The organism is Enterobacter sp. Sphag1F (assembly GCF_014193275.1).
Classification (GTDB): domain Bacteria; phylum Pseudomonadota; class Gammaproteobacteria; order Enterobacterales; family Enterobacteriaceae; genus Pantoea; species Pantoea symbiotica.
Window position 1 is genome coordinate 346,452 of sequence record NZ_JACHZD010000001.1, and the last position, 21,392, is coordinate 367,843.

15 protein-coding genes are annotated in these 21,392 nt (G+C 58.6%); 8 read left to right on the forward strand and 7 right to left on the reverse strand.

Translation table 11 applies throughout. The features are described from left to right. Positions 1 to 3: 3 nt before the first annotated feature. The 6 genes from FHW71_RS01600 to FHW71_RS01625 all read right to left on the reverse strand — a co-directional run bounded on the left by FHW71_RS01600 (position 4) and on the right by FHW71_RS01625 (position 11,163). On the reverse strand, positions 4 to 2,607 hold the full coding sequence (locus tag FHW71_RS01600; protein WP_179450560.1) for a nitrate reductase: 2,604 nt from the start codon (positions 2,605 to 2,607) through the stop codon (positions 4 to 6). Next, complete coding sequence (nirB, locus tag FHW71_RS01605) at positions 2,604 to 6,671, reverse strand: nitrite reductase large subunit NirB (protein WP_179450558.1); 4,068 nt, start codon at positions 6,669 to 6,671, stop codon at positions 2,604 to 2,606. The genes FHW71_RS01600 and nirB overlap by 4 nt, the downstream gene beginning before the upstream one ends. Before the next feature lie 10 nt (positions 6,672 to 6,681). After that, positions 6,682 to 7,470 carry an ABC transporter ATP-binding protein gene (locus FHW71_RS01610; protein WP_179450556.1) on the reverse strand — a complete coding sequence of 263 codons (789 nt, stop codon included), beginning with the start codon at positions 7,468 to 7,470 and terminating at the stop codon, positions 6,682 to 6,684. A gap of 70 nt (positions 7,471 to 7,540) precedes the next feature. After that, entirely contained in the window at positions 7,541 to 8,413 is an 873-nt protein-coding gene (gene ntrB, locus FHW71_RS01615; RefSeq protein ID WP_154181720.1) for a nitrate ABC transporter permease, read from the reverse strand. Between the two features lie 11 nt (positions 8,414 to 8,424). Next, positions 8,425 to 9,678, reverse strand: coding sequence for a CmpA/NrtA family ABC transporter substrate-binding protein (locus FHW71_RS01620; RefSeq protein ID WP_179450554.1), 1,254 nt, complete (start codon positions 9,676 to 9,678; stop codon positions 8,425 to 8,427). A 264-nt stretch (positions 9,679 to 9,942) separates the two neighbouring features. Then, positions 9,943 to 11,163, reverse strand: a complete 1,221-nt coding sequence (locus FHW71_RS01625; RefSeq protein ID WP_179450552.1) for a nitrate regulatory protein — start codon at positions 11,161 to 11,163, stop codon at positions 9,943 to 9,945. 487 nt (positions 11,164 to 11,650) lie between these two features. Between FHW71_RS01625 and FHW71_RS01630 the strand changes: the two genes are divergently transcribed. The 8 genes from FHW71_RS01630 (at position 11,651) to FHW71_RS01665 (ending at position 20,632) form a co-directional block, all read left to right on the forward strand. Continuing rightward, positions 11,651 to 12,142, forward strand: coding sequence for a hypothetical protein (locus FHW71_RS01630; protein WP_091003328.1), 492 nt, complete (start codon positions 11,651 to 11,653; stop codon positions 12,140 to 12,142). A gap of 84 nt (positions 12,143 to 12,226) precedes the next feature. Next, a complete protein-coding gene (icmH, locus tag FHW71_RS01635; protein ID WP_179450550.1) occupies positions 12,227 to 13,441 on the forward strand; it encodes a type IVB secretion system protein IcmH/DotU in 1,215 nt (404 codons plus the stop codon). Next, entirely contained in the window at positions 13,441 to 15,555 is a 2,115-nt protein-coding gene (tssM, locus tag FHW71_RS01640) for a type VI secretion system membrane subunit TssM (protein ID WP_154193899.1), read from the forward strand. Before icmH ends, tssM begins: the two co-directional genes overlap by 1 nt. A 13-nt stretch (positions 15,556 to 15,568) precedes the next feature. Next, positions 15,569 to 16,267, forward strand: a complete 699-nt coding sequence (gene tagF, locus FHW71_RS01645) for a type VI secretion system-associated protein TagF (protein ID WP_008107694.1) — start codon at positions 15,569 to 15,571, stop codon at positions 16,265 to 16,267. 33 nt (positions 16,268 to 16,300) lie between these two features. Next, on the forward strand, positions 16,301 to 17,413 hold the full coding sequence (tagH, locus tag FHW71_RS01650; protein WP_179450547.1) for a type VI secretion system-associated FHA domain protein TagH: 1,113 nt from the start codon (positions 16,301 to 16,303) through the stop codon (positions 17,411 to 17,413). Further along, positions 17,410 to 18,186: a PP2C family serine/threonine-protein phosphatase gene (locus FHW71_RS01655; protein ID WP_179450545.1), complete on the forward strand. Its 777-nt coding sequence runs from the start codon at positions 17,410 to 17,412 to the stop codon at positions 18,184 to 18,186. The genes tagH and FHW71_RS01655 overlap by 4 nt, the downstream gene beginning before the upstream one ends. Before the next feature lie 13 nt (positions 18,187 to 18,199). Further along, a complete protein-coding gene (locus tag FHW71_RS01660) occupies positions 18,200 to 19,150 on the forward strand; it encodes a hypothetical protein (RefSeq protein WP_008107691.1) in 951 nt (316 codons plus the stop codon). A 66-nt stretch (positions 19,151 to 19,216) separates the two neighbouring features. After that, positions 19,217 to 20,632 (forward strand): serine/threonine-protein kinase, encoded by a 1,416-nt coding sequence (locus FHW71_RS01665; protein ID WP_179450543.1) that lies wholly within the window; start codon positions 19,217 to 19,219, stop codon positions 20,630 to 20,632. A gap of 6 nt (positions 20,633 to 20,638) precedes the next feature. Here FHW71_RS01665 and FHW71_RS01670 read toward each other — a convergent pair whose 3' ends face one another. Further along, on the reverse strand, positions 20,639 to 21,310 hold the full coding sequence (locus FHW71_RS01670; RefSeq protein WP_008107689.1) for a gamma-glutamylcyclotransferase: 672 nt from the start codon (positions 21,308 to 21,310) through the stop codon (positions 20,639 to 20,641). Positions 21,311 to 21,392: the final 82 nt, after the last annotated feature.

The window sequence follows — 21,392 nt, forward strand, 5'->3', positions numbered from 1 at the left end:
CCGTTACTGCGCCACGCGCAGAGATGAGAGCAGTTGTTTGAGCTCCGGAATACAGGAGCCACAGTTGGTGCCGCATTTCAACACCGCGCCGAGCGCCGCCGGGGAATCACAGCCCTCGGCGATGGCCCGGCGAATCGCCACTTCTCCGACGCCAAAGCAGCTGCAAAGGGTTCGTCCGTGGCTGCCGCCCTGCGTCGGTCGTCCGCCTAACAGCGCATGTCGCTGCTGCGGCGAATCGGGCGGCTGGCTAAAGGCCTGCGCGATAAAGGGGTGATCGATGTCCGGCAGCCAAGGGGCGGCATAGAAGGCGCATGCCAACTTACCCTCGCGCCAGCCAAGCCAGTACAATTGCTGTCCCGCCTGCGCCTGCTGCCATTGCAATGCGGACATGCCCGGCAGTTGCATCAGCCATTCGCCAGCGTGAGCGTTGCCCGCCAGCACATAGCGCTGAACGCCGGGCTGTGGCGCACGCGACCAGTAAAGTAATGCAGGCGGCGTGATGATGTCCGGCAGCCACAGCCAGCCTTGCCACGTCGGACGCACAGGTTGCAAACGCACCGCTGTTTGTTTTAACGCTGGCTGAGCGGAATCGGGACAACAGGTAGCCGCCACTAAGCCATCGACGTTGGCCTGCCCGCTGAACTGCCTTGTCCAGTGCATTGGCACAAAGAGTTGCCCACGCTGCAGGCCGCTGTCGAGGGTGACGCGTCCGCTGCACCAGCCCAGCGCCGACTGCACGCGCGTCACATCGCCGTGACTCAAGCCGTGGGCCGCCGCATCCAGCGGATTTAGCGCGACAAAGGGTTCATCGTAATGCTGCATCAGGCGCGGCACGTTGCCGGTGCGCGTCATGGTGTGCCACTGATCGCGGATGCGGCCAGTGTTCATCAGCAGCGGATAATCCGTGGTCGTGAGGGTTTTAATCGGCATCGCGGGCGGCAGCAGACGCGCTTTGCCATCGGCATGGTAAAAGCGGCGATCGGCAAACAGCCGCGCGGTGCCGTTAGGTGACGCGGCAGTAATCGGCCACTGCACCGGCGCTAACTGGTCATATTGCTCACGCGTGATGGTTGCCAGCGCGCTGATATCAAAGGCGCGCGTGCCGCGATTCTCAAAACCGGACAGCGCGGCATGCTCGGCGAAAATCTCGCATGGATGCTGCCAGGCAAAGGCCGCGCCAAAACCGAGCCGCTGCGCCACCTGCGCCAGCAGCCACCAATCCGCTTTGGCCTCACCGGCTGGCGCGGTAAAACTGCGCTGGCGTGAGATACGCCGCTCCGAGTTGGTTACGGTGCCGTTTTTCTCACCCCACGCCTGCGCCGGAAGTAGCACGTCAGCGAACTGTGCCGTGTCGCTGTGGGCGCTGACTTCCGACACCACCACCAGATCGCATTTCGCCAGCGCCTGCGCCACCCGGTTACCTTCCGGCATCGAAACGGCGGGATTGGTACCCATGATCCACACCGCTTTGACGTCGCCGCGTTCGATGGCGTTGAACAGATTTACCGCCGTCAGTCCCGGCTGCTGCGCAACACGATCGCTCCCCCAAAAGCGCGCCACACGATCAACTTCTGCTGCGCTAAAGCCCATGTGCGCCGCCAGTTGATTGGCTAAGCCGCCCACTTCACGGCCGCCCATGGCGTTGGGCTGTCCGGTCAGCGAAAAAGGTCCACAGCCCGCACGGCCGATTTTGCCGCTCAGCAGATGCGCATTGAGGATGGCGTTGTTGTTATCGCTACCGGTTTGTGACTGATTGATGCCCATGCACCACAGCGTCAGCACGCGCGGCTGCGCGGCGAACAGCTGCCAGAACGCCATAATGTCATGCTCACTCAACTGGCAGGCAGCGGCGACCGCCGCCACATCCCACGCCTCACAGGCCGCTAAGGTCGCCTCCACATTGGCCAGATGCGGCAACATACTGGTATCGATACCCGCATTGCGCGCCAGCCAGTTCAGCAGCCCGGCAAACAGCGCGCTATCAGATCCCGGTCGCAGCGCCAGATGCAGATCGGCAAGGTCACAGCTGGCAGTACGACGCGGATCGATCACCACCAGCTGCACCTCAGGACGTTCGGCTTTGGCTTGCACCAGCCGCTGCCACGCCACCGGATGTGCCCATGCTGCATTGGAGCCGACTAACACCACGACATCGGCCTGTTCAAGATCGTCATAGCAGCACGGCACCGCATCGGCACCGAAAGCGCGTTTGTAGCCCACCACCGCCGAAGCCATACACAGCCGTGAATTGGTATCGATGTTGGCAGAGCCAATAAAGCCCTTCATCAGCTTATTGGCGGTGTAATAATCCTCCGTCAACAGTTGACCGGAGCCGTAAAAGGCCACCGCCTGCGGCCCATGTTGATCGATGATGCGCCGGAAACCTGCCGCCACGTGGTCCAGTGCGGCATCGATACTGACGCGCTGACCATCAATCTGCGGCCAGAGCAAACGACCTTCATGCGTCAGGGTCTCGCCCAGCGCCGAACCCTTAACGCACAGCCGACCGAAATTAGCCGGATGCTGGCGGTCGCCGCTCACCGCCGCATCCAGGGCTTTCACCTCCACCCCACAGCCAACGCCGCAGTACGGACAGGTGGTTTTCATGAGGCCGCCGCCAGCGCAATAATCGGCTGATGCCCGAGCCACACTTTGCCGCCCTCCACGCGCACCGGCCAGCAGCGCAGCTGATGCTCGGCGTTATCGAGACTTTGTCCGTCGCGCAGCCGCACGCGCTGCTTGTAAAGCGGTGAAATCACCACCGGCTCGCCCGCAACGTCGCCGAGAATGCCGCGCGACAGCACGCTGGCTTGCGTGCCGGGCTCAATATCTTCCAGCGCATAAATCGCCTCGCCCAAGCGGAACAAGGCCACACGCTGGCCGCCCAGCCGCGCCCCCATGCCCGCAGACGGCGGGATGGCGTCGACATGGCAAATGGCACTCCAGGGTTCTGCCGGCAACGTAGTGACCGGAATGCTGTCCGCCGTCGCGGGCTGACGCTGACCGCGCACCTGCACATAGTTGAGCGTCTCGTCAGGCTGCTCGCTGTTGACGGTGGCGGTAAACAAGGCGCGACGTGTAGGATCCTGCAGCGTGCTGTGCCATTCGCACTGATAGCGATCCACCACGCGCTGCATCTCCTGCTCAAGTTGCGCGGCCATGCCGAGTGAATCCTCGATCACCACCTGACGCAGGTAGTCGAGTCCGCCTTCCATGTTATCCATCCACACGCTGGTGCGCTGCAGACGATCGGCGGTGCGCACATAGAACATCAAGATGCGGTCAACGTAGCGCAGCAGGGTTTCATCATCGAGATCGCTGGCGAACAGATCGGCATGGCGCGGTTTCATCCCGCCGTTGCCGCAGACATACAGGTTCCAGCCTTTTTCCGTGGCGATTACGCCAATGTCCTTGCTCTGCGCTTCGGCGCATTCCCGCGTGCAGCCAGAAACCGCCATTTTGATTTTGTGCGGGGCGCGCAGCCCTTTGTAGCGATTCTCTAATGCGATGGCGAAGGCGGTGGAATCCTGCACGCCGTAGCGGCACCAGGTTGAGCCTACGCAGGATTTTACCGTGCGCAGCGATTTGCCGTAGGCGTGACCGGTTTCAAAACCCGCCGCGATCAGGCGTTCCCAGATATCCGGTAGCTGATCGAGCCGCGCACCGAAAAGATCGATGCGCTGACCGCCGGTGATTTTGGTGTAGAGATCGTAACGGGCTGCTACTTCACCAATCGCAATTAGCCCTTGCGGCGTAATTTCACCGGCTGGCACACGGGGTACCACCGAATAGGTGCCATCTTTCTGGATGTTGGCGAAGTAGCGATCGTTAGTATCCTGCAGCGGCAGATGTTCGGGCTTAAGTAAGTAGTCATTCCAGCATGATGCCAGCAATGATCCCACCAGCGGTTTGCACACTTCACAGCCCTGTCCGCGTCCGTTGAGCTGCAATAGCTGCTCGAAGGTGGTGATGTTGCCGACGCGGATCAGGTGATACAGCTCCTGACGCGAGTAGGCAAAGTGTTCGCAGATATCCTTTTTCACTTCCACGCCCTGACTGGCGAGCTGGAACTCCATCACCTGTTTGACTAATGCGCTGCACCCACCGCAGCCGGTCGCCGCTTTGGTGCAGCTTTTGATCGCCGCCATGTCACCGCAGCCGCCCTGCACTGCCCCGCAAATGTCCGCCTTGCTGACGTTATGGCACGAGCAGATTTGCGCGCTGTCTGGCAACGCTGCGACACCCAGCGCTTTAGCCGGCGCTCCCGCTAACTGCGGCAAAATCAGGCTCTCTGGCTCTTCCGGTAGCGGTAACTGATTTAGCATCATCTGCAGCAGGCTGGCGTAATCTGCGCTGTCGCCCACCAGCACGCCGCCAAGCAGCGTTTTGCGATCTTTGCACACCACCAGTTTTTTGTAGATGCCCTTTGGATTATCGATCCACTGATAACTTTGGCTGTCAGCGGTGCGCCCGTGCGCATCGCCAAATGACGCCACTTCCACGCCGAGCAGCTTCAGTTTGGTGCTCATGTCGGCACCGCTGAACGCCAGCTCTTCATGTGCCAGCTGCGCCGCCAGTACGCGCGCCATTTGATATCCCGGCGCAACCAAACCGAAAATTTGCCCTTGCCACAGCGCGCATTCGCCAATCGCATAGACATCTGCGGCGCTGGTGGCGCAAGCGTCGTTGATCAGAATGCCGCCGCGTTCGCCCAGTTGCAATCCAGCGGCGCGCGCCAGTGCATCGCGCGGACGGATGCCGGCTGAAAATACCAGCAGGTCCGTTGCCAGCAGGCTGCCATCGGCAAAACGCAGCTGCAGGCTGCCATCCGGCAGGCTTTCAATCGCTTCAGTTTGCTTGCTGGTATGAACTTGTACGCCCAGCGCGCTGATTTTGCCGCGCAGCATCTGCGCGCCGCCGTCATCCAATTGCACCGCCATAAGACGCGGCGCGAACTCCACCACATGGGTTTCCAGACCGAGCTGTTTCAATGCGTTGGCGGCTTCCAGTCCGAGCAGCCCGCCTCCAATCACCACCCCGCGCGTCGCCTTTCTGGCACAATCAGCAATCGCATCCAGATCGGCCAGTGTGCGGTATACAAAACAACGCGCGTGATCGTGGCCGGGAACCGGCGGTACAAACGGCACCGAGCCAGTCGCCAGCACCAGTTTATCCCAGCTCAATTCCGCGCCGCTGGCATCACGCAGGCTGCGTTTTGCACTGTCAATTGCCACCACTTCACAACCGCTGCGCAGTTCGATGCCGTGTTGCTGAAAGAAGTTATCGCTGACCAGTGACAAATCGTCCGCGCTTTTGCCGTTGAAGTATTCGGTAAGATGCACGCGATCGTAGGCCATCTGCGGCTCATCGCCGTACACCACGATGTGATAGTGCTGATGCAGTTCACGACTCACCAGCTGTTCAAGAAAATGGTGGCTGACCATGCCGTGTCCAACCACGGCGAGAAGAGGTTTGCTCATCATCTGGCTTCCTGCAGCGCTTGGCTGCTTTGTGTTGTCGTCAAGACCGAACAGCGCGTTAATGCCCACCTGCGCGGCCTGTTGAAGTTGTGGTAGCAGCGTGCCTGCCGCCTGGCTGTCGCCAAACAGCAGCACGCCGCGCAGTGCGCCATTGCGCAAAAATAGACGGCGATAGTGCTGGTGCAGCGGGTCAAAGCTACTGATGGCGTCGCCTTCGCTGATATCGCCCGCACTGAACATCTCAATGCCGCTGACTTTCAGCCGCGTACCGTTTTCCTGATAGTGAAAGTCGGCCACGGGTTCACCCGCCAGTTGTGCTGCCAGCACGGCGGCCTGCGCCAGACAAGGCGCAATCAAGCCAAAGGTTTCTCCGCTGATTTCGCAGCACTCGCCGAGCGCATACACATGCGGTAGCGCGGTTTGCAGTTGGCGGTTTACCAGAATGCCGCGCTGACAAGGCACGCCCGCCGCCTGCGCCAGCGCGATCTCCGGCAGCACGCCGATGGCGATCACCACCTGTTCCGCCGCGATAACCGCACCATCGCTGAGCGTGACGCTTTTCGCGTCAATGGACTGCAAAGAGACGCCGAGCCGACAGCGAATACCGCGCTGTGTCAGATGCTGCTGCAACAGCGCACCCGCTTTGGCATCCAGTTGGCGGTCAAGCAACCACGGGCGATGATGCAGCAGCGTGACGTCACGTCCACGCTGACGCAGCGCCGCTGCAGCTTCCACGCCAATAAATCCCCCGCCCAGCACCACCACCGGACCTTGCTGCGCGAGCATGGTTTCCACGTCTCGCACCGTGCGAAAACCCTGCACCTGAGGGCGATGGATGCCGGGCAGATCCGGCATGCGCGGCTGGGAACCGCAGGCGAACACCAGCTTGTCCCAGTGCAGGGTGCGCTGGTCGGTTTGCACTGTGCGCGCAGGGATATCCACCTGCAGCGCTTCTTCACCCATCAGCAGTTGCACCTGATGTGCCGCATACCATTCGGGCGCGTGGAGCACCGTGTCAGCAAAGGCTTTTTCGCCCGCCAGCACCGGCGACAGCAGTACCCGGTTGTAATTGCCGTGCAGCTCACGGCCAATCACCGTGATGGCGTAGCGACCCGGCGCACGTTGCAGCAAGGTTTCCACCATGTGCATCGCCGCCATGCCGTTACCGATCACTACCAGTCGCTGCACCATGGTTGTCCCCTTACGCCACAGCCGTTTGCTTTTCATAAAGGAAATGCAGAATCCGTTGGCGCAGCTGGTGATAACGCGGCTCGTCGGCCAGCGCTACCCGTGAACGTGGACGCAGCAGGTCGATGTTGAGGATGTCACCGACCTGCGCGGCTGGGCCGTTGGTCATCATCAGCACGCGATCCGACAGCAACACCGCCTCATCGACATCGTGCGTAATCAGCACAATGGTGGTGTTGAGCTCCTGCTGGATGCGCATCACGCTGTCTTGCAGATGAGCGCGCGTCAGTGCATCCAGCGCGCCGAACGGTTCATCCAGCAGCAGCACACGCGGCTGCATGGCCAGCGCACGCGCAATGCCGACACGCTGCTTCATGCCCCCGGAGATCTCCGACGGACGCTTATGCAACGCGTGACTCATCTGCACGCGATTGAGGTTGTGTTCGATCCACTCGCTCATCTCGCTTTTGCTCATCTTTCCTTTGAACACTTGCTGCACCGCCAGCTCCACGTTTTGGTAGGCGGTCAGCCACGGCAGCAACGAATGGTTCTGGAACACCACCGCACGCTCCGGACCGGGACCGCTGATTTCGCGGTTGTCACACAGCAACACGCCGCTACTCGGCTGTGTTAGCCCGGCGATCAGATTGAGAAGCGTGGACTTTCCGCAGCCGGAGTGGCCAATCAGGCTGAGCGTTTCACCTTCATGGATATCAAAACTGACGTTATCGAGGGCGAGGAACTCGCCGCCTGCGGTATTGAAGCGCTGGCTGATCTGCTGTACGCGAATAATTGGATTCATTTTTCAATTCCCGGTGATTCTGAGTTTTCGGTCGCCATAAATGGCAACCCTACAAAGGCGTCGGATGCCCTTATTTTTCCCAGCTAAAGCGGCGTGCCAGTAACATCAGCGCCTGTTCGAGCAGTAACCCGACCACGCCGATCACCACGATGGCGATCAGGATGTTTTCCACATTGAGGTTGTTCCACTCGTTCCAGATCCAGAAACCGATACCGAGCCCCCCGGTGAGCATTTCCGCGGCGACAATCACCAGCCACGCGATGCCCATCGACAAACGCATGCCGGTTAACACTGCAGGCAGCACCGCCGGGAACAGAATGCGGCGCATCACTGTCCACTCACTGAGCCGCAGCACGCGCGCCACGTTGAGGTAATCCTGCGGAATACGCTGTACGCCTTCGGCGGTGTTGATCACCATCGGCCAGATGGAGCAGATGAAAATGGTCCAGCTTGATGCCGGTTCAGCGCGCTGGAACAGCAGCAGGCCAATTGGTAACCAGGCAAGTGGACTGACCGGGCGCAGCAACGCGATGATCGGGTTGAGCATGTGCGCGATAAAGCTAAAACGGCCAATCAGGAATCCGGCGGGAATGCCCACCAGCGCCGCCAGACCAAAGCCGATTGCCACCCGTTGCAGCGAGGCGACCACGTTCCAGCCGATGCCCTGATCGTTGGGGCCGTTGTTGTAAAACGGATCGGCAAACAGCGTGACGGCGGCTTGCCAGGTGGCGTACGGCGTGGGGAAGCCTTTGCTAGACATTGAGGCCAGTTGCCAGACAAACAGCAGCAAAATCAGGCCGCAACTGGCGGGGATTAGCCGCTGCAACAGAGGACGGAGCCAGCGTTGACCTCGACGCGGTGCGGGCGTCACCTTGAGCGCAATCACCTGCGCGGGTTGCGCGGCGATCGGCGCGGCGTTGAGCGTGCGTGCTTCAGATTTCATCATGACCTCACTTAACTGCGTTTAAGGGCAAAACTGTCGGCATAAGCGGCGGGATTGCTGCCGTCCCACACTTTGCCGTCGAACAGCGTGCTGCTGCGCATCTCGCCGGCTGGGACGCTAATGCCGCCCACCGCGCTGGCGGCCTGTTTGTATATATCGATACGGTTGATCTGACGCGCCACTGCTGCGTAATCAGGCGCGGTTTGCACCATGCCCCAGCGTTTCATTTGCGTCAGGAACCACATGCCGTCGGAAATCCATGGGAAGCTCACTTCACCGTCGCGGAAGAAGTGCATACCGTGCGCGTCCTGCCAGCGCTGACCGAGCCCGTTTTCGTACTGACCGAGCATGCGCCCTTCCAGCGTTTCCACTTTGGTGTTGATCCACGCGCGCCCAGCCAGCACCTGCGCGGTCTCTTTGCGGTTATCGTCGGAGGCATCGATCCAGCGCGCGGCTTCCAGCACGGCGGCGGTCAGCGCTCGTGCGGTATTCGGGTTCTCTTGCACCCAGGCGGCGCGCGTGGCGAGAATTTTTTCGGGATGATCCGGCCAGATTTGCTGCGTGGTCGCGGCGGTAAAACCGATGTTGTCGCTGATGGCGCGCTGATTCCACGGCTCGCCCACGCAGAAGCCACTCATGTTGCCCATCTTCATGTTCATCACCATTTGCGGTGGCGGGACCACCACGGTACGCACATCCTCAAACGGGTCGATTCCAGCGTTGGCCAGCCAGTAATAGAGCCACATGGCGTGCGTACTGGTTGGGAAGGTATGCGCGAAGGTAAAGCTGCCTTTGGCTTGACTGGCGATTAACTTTTGCAGGCTGGCGGCATCGGTGACTTTCTGATCTTTAAGCTGATTCGCCAGAGTGATGGCCTGCCCGTTGTTGTTGAGCGTCATCAGGTTAGCCATCTCATGTTGAGGTCCGGCAATGCCCAACTGCAGACCATAAATCATGCCGTACAACGCGTGCGCTGCATCCAGCTCGCCTGCGGTGAGTTTGTCGCGTACCGCCGCCCAGCTGGCTTCTTTACTCGGTTGCAACGTCAGGCCGTATTTTTTATCAAAGCCTTTTACTGACGCCATCACCACCGGCGCGCAGTCGGTGAGCGGAATAAAGCCGACGCGAATGTTGCTCTTTTCGGGCGCGTCGGAACCGGCAGCCCACACCGCATTGCGTAATCCCGGCAGTAAATAGCTGCCACCGACCACCGCGCTACCCAGGAGAAATTGACGTCGTGACAACTTGAACCGCGTTTTGCTCATCATGCGCATCCTGAAAAAAAAGAATAAAAAAAGGCGTCCTCCCGCATGTCGAAAAACATGGGGCCGGACGCCTTTATCCAAAGCACTCGCTTCACCGCCGTTGGCGAAACAAATGCGCAATGTCTGTAAGGTATTGCAAAGCCTGTGCCAAAAATATCAGGCCGATTTATCAAGGCTGGCGCTACAAATGCGCTGAGGGTGCGTCATTTTTGCACTGCGCTGACGCACCCTACGCACAGGGTTTGTGCAGCTACCTCCTTCGGGTTATGCCTTGAGCGTGGCGGCAACCGCCAGCACCGCCTGGGCAATTTCCAGCACCCGTTTGTTCTGGTTCATGGCGCTTTTACGCAGCGCCTGCCACGCATCCTGCTCGCTGAAACCGTGCTGTTGCATCAACCAGCTTTTCGCCTGATCGATAATTTTGCGTTCATCCAGTGAAGCGCGCATCGAGGCGAGTTCATCAGCCTGCGTCTGCAGACGCTGCGACTGCTCACGGATCAACGCCAGCACCGAACGCCCGAGTTGGGGCGCGAGGCCATTGCTGTCCAGCGTGGTTTCAGCGCCTGACAGCCAGCTGGCACCCGCGACATAGAGCGAAAAACTGGCCTCTTCTCCGATGGCAATCGGCGGATGTTCGCTGTGCTGGGCAGCCGCAATCGCACACTGACAGCGGTTCATCAGCGTGGCGCACAGCGTATCTTCAATCTGTTTCATCTGATCGAGACGCGAGCTAAGCAGACTAAACCACTGCAACACACCATTTTCACCGCACTGTGCGCCGGTGCAGGCGATGCGTCTTAGCCGCTCAATCTGGCTGCCGGCATCGGCTATCGCCTGCCAGCGTTGCAAATTTTCCGCATCAGAAAACTGGCTGAAGGTTGCAAAGCTTTGCTCCTGCGCAGCGATCAACACCTGAATACGCTGCCGTTGCGTCTCGGTAAATTCACCGGCAGCGAATCCCGCCGAACCGGTGGCGCGCTCCTGTCCGGCCAGCTCTTTGCCTTGCATAAAGCTAAATAGCGCGATTAACGCACGCGAGATGTCCGGCTCACTGGCGGTATCCGCCGCTTCAAATACCAGATTGAGTAAGGTGCAGATGATGTGATTAAACGCATCCATCGCCTGCGCCTGCGTCACGGTGCGGCTGTGTACTTGCTGACGCAGCGCCGGTAGTCCGTCCAGCGCCTGAAGCGCAGTAGCGATCAACATGCAAAATCGGCTATAGCCGGGCTGCGCCTCTGCTTCTGGCAGCACCGCCATCGCACTCTGCTCACGCAGTTCTACTTCCGCAGCGCGCAGTGCCAGCTCTTCGCCAAACAATCGACCAGCCGAGCACAGCCAGATATTGCTGGCTCCACGTTCACGCTGCAGCACATGGATCAATTCACTGATGGCGGTAATCTGTTCGCCGGTTCGCAACAGCCGTTGCAAACTGGCTATCTCGCTGGCGCGGCTGGCACGCAGATAGTTCAAAGCCCGATTCATTGCTTTCTCCAGCGGTTTAGCGCAATAAACAGAAGATTAAGCAAAAGCCATGCCGTGCTGCGTTTAGAAGAGGCAAAAATCTGCCCGGAAATTCCGAATTTAAGAAAATTGTTTCGCTGAGCAATCTTTTTTAATCTGAAAAAATAGATTAATCTTATTTACCATTTTCGATTGGCACTAGCAGCGACCAAATGCCGCTGCGCACCCGCGCATCGCTAACTGCAGCGAATAAATTAACGAAGCTTATCTATCACCGTGACTATGTGTTTTATATCATTGTCCTGCGCTGCTTTTTCGCCCGCTAGCATGGGATTTCTCGTGGTGCAATGGTTTGAATTCTAAAAAGTCTTAGGTAGACTTAGTTCAGCACTATCTTTCTGTAATCTGTCTGTTTTTTTGATGGCTTTCTCGCTGCCTAATCTGCCTGCCTTAAAGGCTCGTGCCGCAGATTACTCTGCAGCTAATCTGATGAAATTTGAGGATCATGGTGAATAAGAGTCTCGTGCTTGTGTTGCTGGCGGTGTTAAGTCTGGCTGCGTGTAAAGCGCCACCGCCACCCGTTACTGATGACACGCTGGTAACCAGTGAAGTGAATGGCGTCCAACTGGTTCATCGTCATGCGGTGGCAGCACCTGGCGAATTCACGCCGGTCAATGAGAGTTATCGCGCGCTCTATGCGGCATCCGTGATGACCACGCCTGATTTTGGTGGAAAGGTAGTGCGCTATCTTGATAACGCCAAACCGTTTGAAGTGCTGGGACGTGTTGAACACAGCTGGCTGGCGGTGGCCGATGAGCCTAACGGCCAGTTAATTGGCTATATTCCGCCAAAAGCGGGCGTAGAGAGTAGCCGTTATGACGCGACCATTCGTAGCGATCGCCCGCGCCCTCGCCGCAACAGCAAACAGGTCTGTGTGGCCGTTGGGGGCGCCAGTAAAGCTTGTCGCACTAACGATACCGCGACCTGGATTTTAGACTGATAATGCAATCCGGCGCACAATGCCCGCAGCAGCTTTCGCCGTGCGGGCTGTGATTTTCGCCCTTGCCTGGATAACCAAGATTTAATGACTCAGGATTCCCTTGCTCGCGATGGCATTGTCGCGGGCAATGATAACCTTTTGCTTAATGCCGCAGCACCTATCCTGAATGCCGTGGTACGTATACGGCAGGCCGCTACGCATGACGATCCTGCCGGATTGCGCCAGTTACTGATCGAAGAGATCCGCCAATTCGAACAACGCTGTAAACAAGCGGGCTTACCTTTTGAGATGATCATCGGCGCGCGCTACTGCCTGTGCAGCGTGCTGGACGAAGCCGCGGCGCAAACGCCGTGGGGCACGCGCGGCGTGTGGTCCGGTAACGGCATGCTGGTCACTTTTCATAATGAAAGCTGGGGCGGCGAGAAAGTGTTCCAGCTGTTATCGCGCGTTTCACAGAGCCCGCAGCAGCATCTGTGGCTGCTGGAACTGATCCACTATTGCCTGTTGCTCGGCTATGAAGGTCGCTATCGCGGCAGTGACAGCGGTCGCGCGCAGTGTGAAGCGATCCGCAAACGCCTGGCGCAATTGATTGCAGAGCATCGCCCATCAAGCGCTAATCCGGCGGTGCCGCTGGTGGAAGTGCATCCGCTGGTCAGCACCCTAACGCGTCCAATGGTGCCGCTCTGGGCCTGCGTTACCTTAGCCACGCTGGTGGCGAGCCTGATTTACAGCGGGCTGAACTGGCGACTCGGCAACGCCGCCGAACCATTGTTGCGCACCATCTATCAAACCCCGCTGCCACAAATCACGCCAGGACGTCGCCCTACTTCCCCTCAAGCGCTGCTCGATCTGCATCAACGTCTGAATGATGTGATTGCGGCCGGACAGCTGGAAGTGAGCGACGGCGCGTTCGGCAGCAAAGTGATTATCCCGGCGGACAAACTGTTCTCCAGCGAGGGCACAGTGGTGAATCAGGTGGGTCGTGCGCTGCTGGCGCATGTAGCCAGCGCAATGAAAACCGTGAAAGGCACGGTTTTGGTGTCGGTGTATACCGACAACAGCCCGGTCGATGGCCGTTTCGCCTCCAGCTACGAATTCTCTTTTGCCCGCGCACGCGCCATCACCCAACTGCTAAATCCGCAGCTCGCCGAAGGTCACAGCGTGAAAGCGGAAGGTCGCGGCGACAGCAATCCGCTGCTGCCGAACGACAGCAATGAAAACCGCGCCCGCAATCGTCGGGTGGAAATCACCCTGTTTGTGACACCGGAAACCCTCGGCAATCATCAGGGAGGCCAATGATGCGCGCATCACTGCAACATCTGTTAACCCATCGCCTGCTGTGGAGCCTGATTGGCGTCACGGCACTGAGCTGCGTGCTGTGGATGCTCGGACCGCTATGGAGCTGGGGCGATACGCGCCCGCTTGAGCCGGTATTGCCGCGCCAGTTAGCGGTAGGTCTGCTCTATCTGCTTTGGCTGCTGTTCCAGTTTATCCCTGCACTGTGGCGTGGCTGGTTTAACAGCAAGCTGCTCAACCGTCTGCAGCAGATGAGTCAGGAAGAGCTATCCGATCGTCAGGCCACCGAAACCCTGCTGGCGCAGCGCTTCAGTGAAGCAGCGCTGCGTTTAAAGCGCACCCAGTTTGGTCGTCGCCATCAGCAGAGCTGGCTGGCACGTTTTCAAAGTCATTACCTTTATCAACTGCCGTGGTACGTGATGATTGGCGCGCCGGGCGCTGGTAAAACCACCGCGTTACTCAATGCCGGTCTGGAATTCCCGCTCACCGATAGCCTTGGCAAAGCGGCGATTCGCGGCGTGGGCGGCACGCGCCATTGCGACTGGTGGTTTACCGACAGCGCGGTACTGATCGATACCGCCGGGCGTTACGCCCTGCAGGAGAGCCAGCGCGCGCGCGACGGCGCGGAGTGGCAGAGTTTTATCAATCTGCTGAAGCGTTATCGTACCCGCCAGCCGATTAACGGCGTGATCATGACCATCAGCGTCTCCGATCTGCTGACCGATTCTGCCGAAGCGCGTCATGCGCAGGCCAGCGCGCTGCGTGAGCGCATGGCGGAGCTGCATCAGCACACCGGCATTCACTTCCCGGTTTACGTGATGGTGACCAAAACCGACCTGCTCAAAGGGTTTATGAGTTTCTACGGCAGCCAAAGCAAGCCGCAGCGTGATGCAATTTGGGGCTTTACCTTCCCGTGGGAACCGGGCAAACCGCACAAAGATGACTGGCATCGTAGCTTCAGCCAGCAATATCAACACTTAGAGCAGCGTTTACAGCAGCAGTTGGCCGAGGTGATGGCGGGTGAACGCGATCTCACCCAGCGCGCCGACAGCTTCCTGTTCCCGCAAGAGTTCAGCTCGCTGCGTCCGCTGCTGAATGAGTATCTCGATGTGGTGTTCTCCAGCCATCAGGAACCGATCGCCTGGTCGGCGCGCGGTCTGTTCTTCACCAGCGGCACGCAGGAAGGTTTGCCGTTTGACCGCATCATGGGCGAGCTCAATCGTAAACTGCAGCTACCGCATACCGGCGAAAGCAGCCTCGCTGCCTGGGATAGCGTTAATCGCAGCAGCCCCATTCCCGGCAACAAAGGGCAGAGTTTCTTTATCCGCGATTTGCTGAGCGATCTGGTGTTCCGCGAAAGTGGCCTGGCGGGTAGCAATCGCCATTGGGAATACCGCAACCGCCTGTTCCACTGGATCGGTTATGGCGTGCTGACCGGCGCGCTGCTGCTGCTCTCTTGTTTGTGGCTCACCAGCTATATTCAGAATCAGCGTTATCTCGACCAGGTTGCAGAGCGCATTGGCCCGATCACCACGCAAAGTCAGCAGGTGATCCATCAGCCCGCCGATAATATTTTTGATCTGCTACCCTTCTTAAATAACCTGGTGAAACTGCCGCTCTCCGAGCGTTTTTCCCTCGACAATCCACCGCTTACCATGCGCGTTGGGCTATATCGCGGCAATCAGGTAAGCGATGCGGCGTGGGCGCTTTATCAAAATGCGCTTAAGTCTTTACTTTTGCCGCGCGTGGCACAGCAGATCACTAATTTGCTGCGTGACGATCCGGGCACCGATAACGAATACAGTCGCAATGCGCTGCGCGCTTATCAAATGCTGTATCAGCCGCGCAATTATGACGGCGAGTTCCTGCGTGGCTGGCTGATGCAAAACCTGCAGCGTACGCTACCCGATGATGTTAGCGCGCGTGATTTGCAGCAGCTCGACTGGCATCTGAGCCAGCTGCTGGATCAACAAATTCAGTCTTCGCCCTATGCGCGTGACAACGCGTTGATGATGCGCAAGCTTGCGGAGAATCTGAAAAATGCCGGTGACAGCAGCAACACGCTGGCGATTGCGCCACACGTCGTTTCGCAGCGATTGACCAGACACAGTGAGTAATGGTGAGGTAATCATGCCGACACACACTGCGCCGGGCTGGTACGGCAAGTTACCGGCCACCGGCGATTTTTTGCGCCAGCGTCTGAGCGAAAATACCGTGACGCCGTGGAGCCACTGGTTTCAACAGGGATTGACGCACTGGCATCAGCAACCGGATGCCAGTCCGGCACAGTTTTTACGTGCGCCGGTGTGGAATTTTGTGTTGCCGCTTTCGCCGCTGCGTCAGCAGGTGCAGATGGGCTGCCTGCTGCCCTCGTGCGATCGCGTGGGCCGCAGCTGGCCGCTGCTGGCGCTGCGCAGCTTCCCGCTGAGCCGCTGGCATAGCGCGCAGCTGGCAATGTCCGGCGACTGGTTTCAGGAATTGGGCGCGCTGCTGCTGCACGCGGTGCGCGATCGGCTCAATCCCGATGCGCTGGAACAGCAAATGCAGCGCCTGTCGCCGCTGCTGGTGCCGGATACGCAGCGCAGCGACATCATGGATGTAATTGGTTTTGATGATTTGCCCTGCACGCTGAGCTGGCGTGAAGTGGCTGACAGGTTCGATCCGCAGCAGCACATGAGCTACTGGTGGAGTAATCGCAGTGACGGTTTTAGCCATGCCACGCATAAACACAGTGGCCCGCTGACTGCGCAACTTTTTTCATTATTGTTTAACCCGGCGTCTGGTGCACAGCCGGGCCGCAACGGCCTCTATCCACCGATGTTTGAATAGGCCGTCGCGTTTGCCTTGTTAACGGGATGACTCATGCAATTTACCATTGTGCAGTGCAATACGGATGTGCCCGCCAAGACGGTAGCCTTCAAACCGCCCGGCGGCACCATCGGCCGCAGTCAGGATAACGATCTGGTGCTGCCTGACGAATCGCGCGCCATATCGCGCTTGCAGGCGCTGGTGCACCTATCGCCGGAGGGCGAATGCCGCCTGACCAATCAGGGCAGCGTCACGTCGGTGGTATTGAACGGCGTCGCGTTGCAACGCGGCTCGCAAGTGGCGTTGCAGGATGGTGACACGCTGCAAATTGGTGAGTACGGGCTCGAAGTGCGCGATCCCAACAATCTCAAAACCCGCCAGGACGATCCGCTGGCATTCTTTGCCGACAGCAGTGATGACCCGCTCGGCATGATGCAGGAGCCCGACGTGATTCCCGAGCCGGTAGCGCGTCAGGAACGTCGCAACGATCCGCGTCTCGCCATCGATCCGCAAAGCGATGCGCCGACGCTGCCAGCCACCTTGCCTGGCGTCTCTCAGGACAAACTGATTGCCGCGTTGCTGGAAGGCATGGGGCTGAACAACGGCCACCAAACCACCATCACCGAAGAGCAGATGCGTGTCACTGGTCGCATGCTGAGCCTGTTTTCGCAAGGCACCGTCGCCCTACTCTCCTCGCGCTCGATTCTCAAGCGCGGCGTGAAAGCCGACATGACGATGATCCTCAATGAGGCAAATAACCCATTCAAAATTCTGCCGTCCGGTAAAACCGTGTTGATGCAGATGTATCAGAGCCAGATGCCGGGCTTTATGCCGCCGGAACCGGCGGTGCGTGATGCGCTGGTGGATTTGCAGGCGCATCAGCTTGGGATGATTGCCGGCATCCGCGCGATTATCGCCGCCATGTTGCAATCGTTTAACCCGCAGCGCTTAGAAGAAGAAGCGCGCAAAGATGGCGTGCTGCCCAAAATGGCGTTTAGCACCGGACGAAAAGCGGCGCTGTGGGATTACTTCTCTCGCCACTATCAGCGTACCGCCGGTGAAATTGAAGATGACTTCCACACGCTGTTCGGCGAAGCCTTCCTGCATGCCTATGATATGGAAGTGAATCAATACATGGATTCTCAGACGCGGACCGAAGACGCATGAAGATGATGTTTGCCAGCCGCTGCCAGCAAGGCATGCGTGACGAAAATCAGGATCGCACTGGCGCCGAGCTAGACGACCAAAAAGCCTGTTTTCTGGTGTGCGACGGCGTCGCCGGTTTGCCCGGCGGAGATATCGCTGCGCAGCTGGTGCGCGACACGCTGCTGACGCAGTTGCAGCATAGCGCGACCTTCACGCAGGAAAGCACGCGCGCTGCCATCGAACACTGCCAGCAGGTGCTGATTGAGGCACAGGGAAACAATCCGAATTTTTCCCGGATGAGCACCACGCTCGCCGCGCTGTTTATCGACCGTGAAAAACAGCTCGCATGGTGGGCGCACGCTGGCGACAGCCGGGTTTATCACTTCCGTCACGGGGTGCTGAATCAGGTGACGCGTGATCACAGTTTGGCCCAGCAGTTACGCGAGGCGGGCTATGAAAATACCGGCATTAACAGTAATTTACTCTATAATGCGCTCGGTGTTGAGCCTGCCCGTCCGGCCACCTTTAGCGAGGTGATTACGCTGGCCGACGGCGACGCGTTTTTAGTTTGCAGCGATGGATTCTGGCTCAATCTCACCACCCACGAAATGGAACTGGCCCTGCGCATGGTGAATGCCTGCGAAGAGTGGCTGACTTTGATGGAACAAGCCGTTAACCGCAGTGTTAAAAGCGACAATCTCAGCGCTCTTGCCGTCTGGATTGGCGAACCGCAGGAAGCGACGCTGCTTTATTCCCAGGCTGATGCGGCACGTTTTCTGCCGTCACGTTATTGATCCAAGGATTCTTATGAAAGTGTGGTTGACGGGCTTCGCAACCCTGTTGCTGGCCGGAAATGCGCAGGCAGAAGATTATCGTGTGGTCTATTCACCGAGCCTGTCATTGGAAGTCTACATTGATGACGTGGCGAGCAAAGCGCCCAACGATTGGTGCAAAGAGACGCTGCCGCTGCGCATTGTTTCGGGCAAAAGCACCGACTCCAGCGTCCTGACCAGCTTCCTGCCGCGCGTCGGTACGCTGCTGGCTAATCAGTGCGGCTTGCTGGATGAACTACCGTGGCAGATGACCAATAAAGAGGGCAGCGTGCTGGCAAACGGTAGCGCTGCCAAATTACAGAACTGGCGTCCCATCGTCATCAACGATGCCACCGCCAGCGCAACCGCCAATAATGCCGCGCCGCTCGATCTCTCGCGTCCGGCGGATAGCACACCGCTGCAGCATTTTGCCTTGCCGGGCGGCTGTCATTTCCGCACCTGGTGGGATGACAAAGGCGAATCGCTGTTTATCCCGGATAACCCGAATCAGCACTGCTCCACCGAAGGCTGGCTGGAAGGCCCGAGCGAAATGACGCTGATGAGCAACGGTAAAACGCGCAATGTGGCGCTGAATTTCTATCAGGGCTACCCGATTGCAGATTTGAAACTAAGCGGTCCGCCGCTGGAAGTGGTCTCGGTGAATAACCAGCGCATGATCGTTACGCGTCCGGATGCCGATGATAGCTGGTTAGTGCTGCCGTTTGATGCACAACAGCATGTGTGGCGCTTCAGCGGCACACTTTTGGTGAAGATGGACAAAACCGCCGATCAGGACAGCGATGTGCTGAAAAAGCGGGTTGAGACGTTACGCGGCGTTTGGTCGCCGCAATTTATGCCACAGCAAAAAGTGACTGTGTTACTGATTGACACCCTGCATGCGGATCTCGCCGATCCGGCGATTGGTGCCTGGCGTAACATTAATTAATTAGCGGTCGTTGCCCGCCGTCATCGTGATGACGGGGCGCTACAGGACGTGTTCAGAGAGTTCACTATGTCGGCAAACGAAAACCATACACCTAACGCCCTTCCTGCGGGCTACCGGTTTAATGAATTTGAAATCAAGGAAGTGATTGGCGGCGGCGGCTTCGGCATTGTTTATCGTGCCTGGGATCATCAGCTGGAACGCACCATCGCCATCAAAGAGTACATGCCCGTCTCGCTGGCGGTGCGTGCGGCGGATATGTCGCTGGAACTGCGCGGTGAGCGTTTCCATAAGCTGTTTACCGCCGGTCGCAATAGCTTTATTCAGGAGGCGCGCCTGCTGGCACGCTTCAATCATCCCGGCTTGCTGCACGTGTTGCGCTTCTGGGAAGAGAACGGCACCGCGTACATGGGCACGCTCTATTACAGCGGCATGACGCTGAAAGAGTGGCAGATCACCAGTCCGGACAGCATTGATGAGAGCTGGATCCGTCGTCTGCTGCCGCCGCTGTTTGGCGCCATCGATACCATTCACGCTGCCGGTTATCTGCATCGCGACATCTCGCTGGATAACATCCAGATTCAGGAAAATCAGCTGCCGGTGCTGCTCGATTTTGGCTCGGCGCGCAAAGAGATCGGTAACCTCTCTGATGAAACCGAGATCATGCTTAAACCCGGCTTTGCGCCGATTGAGCAATACAGCGAAGAAGGCGAAATTGAGCAAGGTCCGTGGACCGATATCTATGCGCTGGGCGCGGTGCTGCATAACCTGATTACCGGCCATGCGCCGCCGGTGAGTGTGGTGCGCTGCATTGAGGATAACTATCAGCCGCTGGTGGAGCGCAAGCCGGAAGGCTATTCTCTGCCGCTGCTACACGCCATTGACTGCGCGTTAGCGATGAAGCCGGAAGATCGTCCGCAAAGCATTGATGCCTTTGCCAGCCTGATCGATCTGCCGGTAAGCGATGTCGAAGCGCTCTCTACCACCATTCCGGTGGTAGCTGAACCGGTTGTACCAGCGGAGCCGATGGCGGCAACGCCGGAACCGCAGGTGTTGGCGGTCAATCATGCCGCTGCTGCCGTTGAACCTTTGACGCCGCGCAACGTGCGTCGTCTGTCGCCCGGTTTAGTGGTGGCCGCTGCGATTGCGGTGTTGGCGGTTGTTGTGGTGGTGTGGAAAGTGAATCGTCACAGCGAAGTGCCGCCGGTGGCCGCGAGCACCACGCCAGCCGCGCCTGCTGCACCCGCCAATAATGTGGCGAGCACTGCGCCAACGGTAGCGACGGTTTATCTGCGTTTGCAGGCGGGTGAGAATGTGATGCTGAATGGCGAAGCCCGGGATGTGAAGCCCTCGAGCAGCGGGTTTGCTTCATTGAATCTGGCAGCGGGGAACTATCGCATTGAAGTGCGTAACGGCAACCAGGTGCACAGCCAATCGTTGACCATCGATAAGCCGGGAACCTGGCTGATTAATCCAGCGCAGTAATGCGCGTTAGCGCGCTGCTGAATGATTCTGCAGCGCTCTGACTTCTGCCGCCAGGCGCGTCAACGCCGCTTCCTGCATCCCACGTTTGCCCAGCTCCTGCTCCAGCGCATAGAGATACTGTGCGTTGGTGCCGAGCGGCCCACTGGCCTGGGCAATCAGCGGCGCGATGGTACTGCGGCATGAGTCGGTTTCATACAATGGATGACGCGGATCCATAATGAACACCAGCGCGGTGACGTTGCGTCCATCCTCCAGCTCCAGCTCACACCAGGTTGGCAGATAGCAGCCGGTGATCATTTCACGCTTCCACAGCAGCTCCAGCTCATCATGCAGTCGCGATTCCGGTAAACGGAACGCCAGTCCACTGGTGGATCCGCCCTCTTTCAGTGCCAGCATGCGGCCAGGCGCGGTGACGGTGCCGCGACCGGCAATCAGACGCAGACAAAATGCACGGTGCCAGCCCTCTAATCGGCCAGGCGCCACTTCTGCCGCTTCAAAAATCGGGTTCCACATCAGCGAGCCGTAGCCAAAAATCCACACCGGGCTTTGGTCAGGACGACAGGCAAGCGTCGCTGACAGCGATGCCGCACGCTTTTCACAGCTCCAGAACAGCGCTTCATCAATATCGCCAAACGATGTTTTACAATCTGCTTTTAATAAAAATTCCCGCGTTAACACTGTGGTCTCCTCTACTGCGCTGACATCTTGCCGGTGTGGTTCCTTAAAACTGATGTCTACAGGCGACGCTGAACACTTCGCC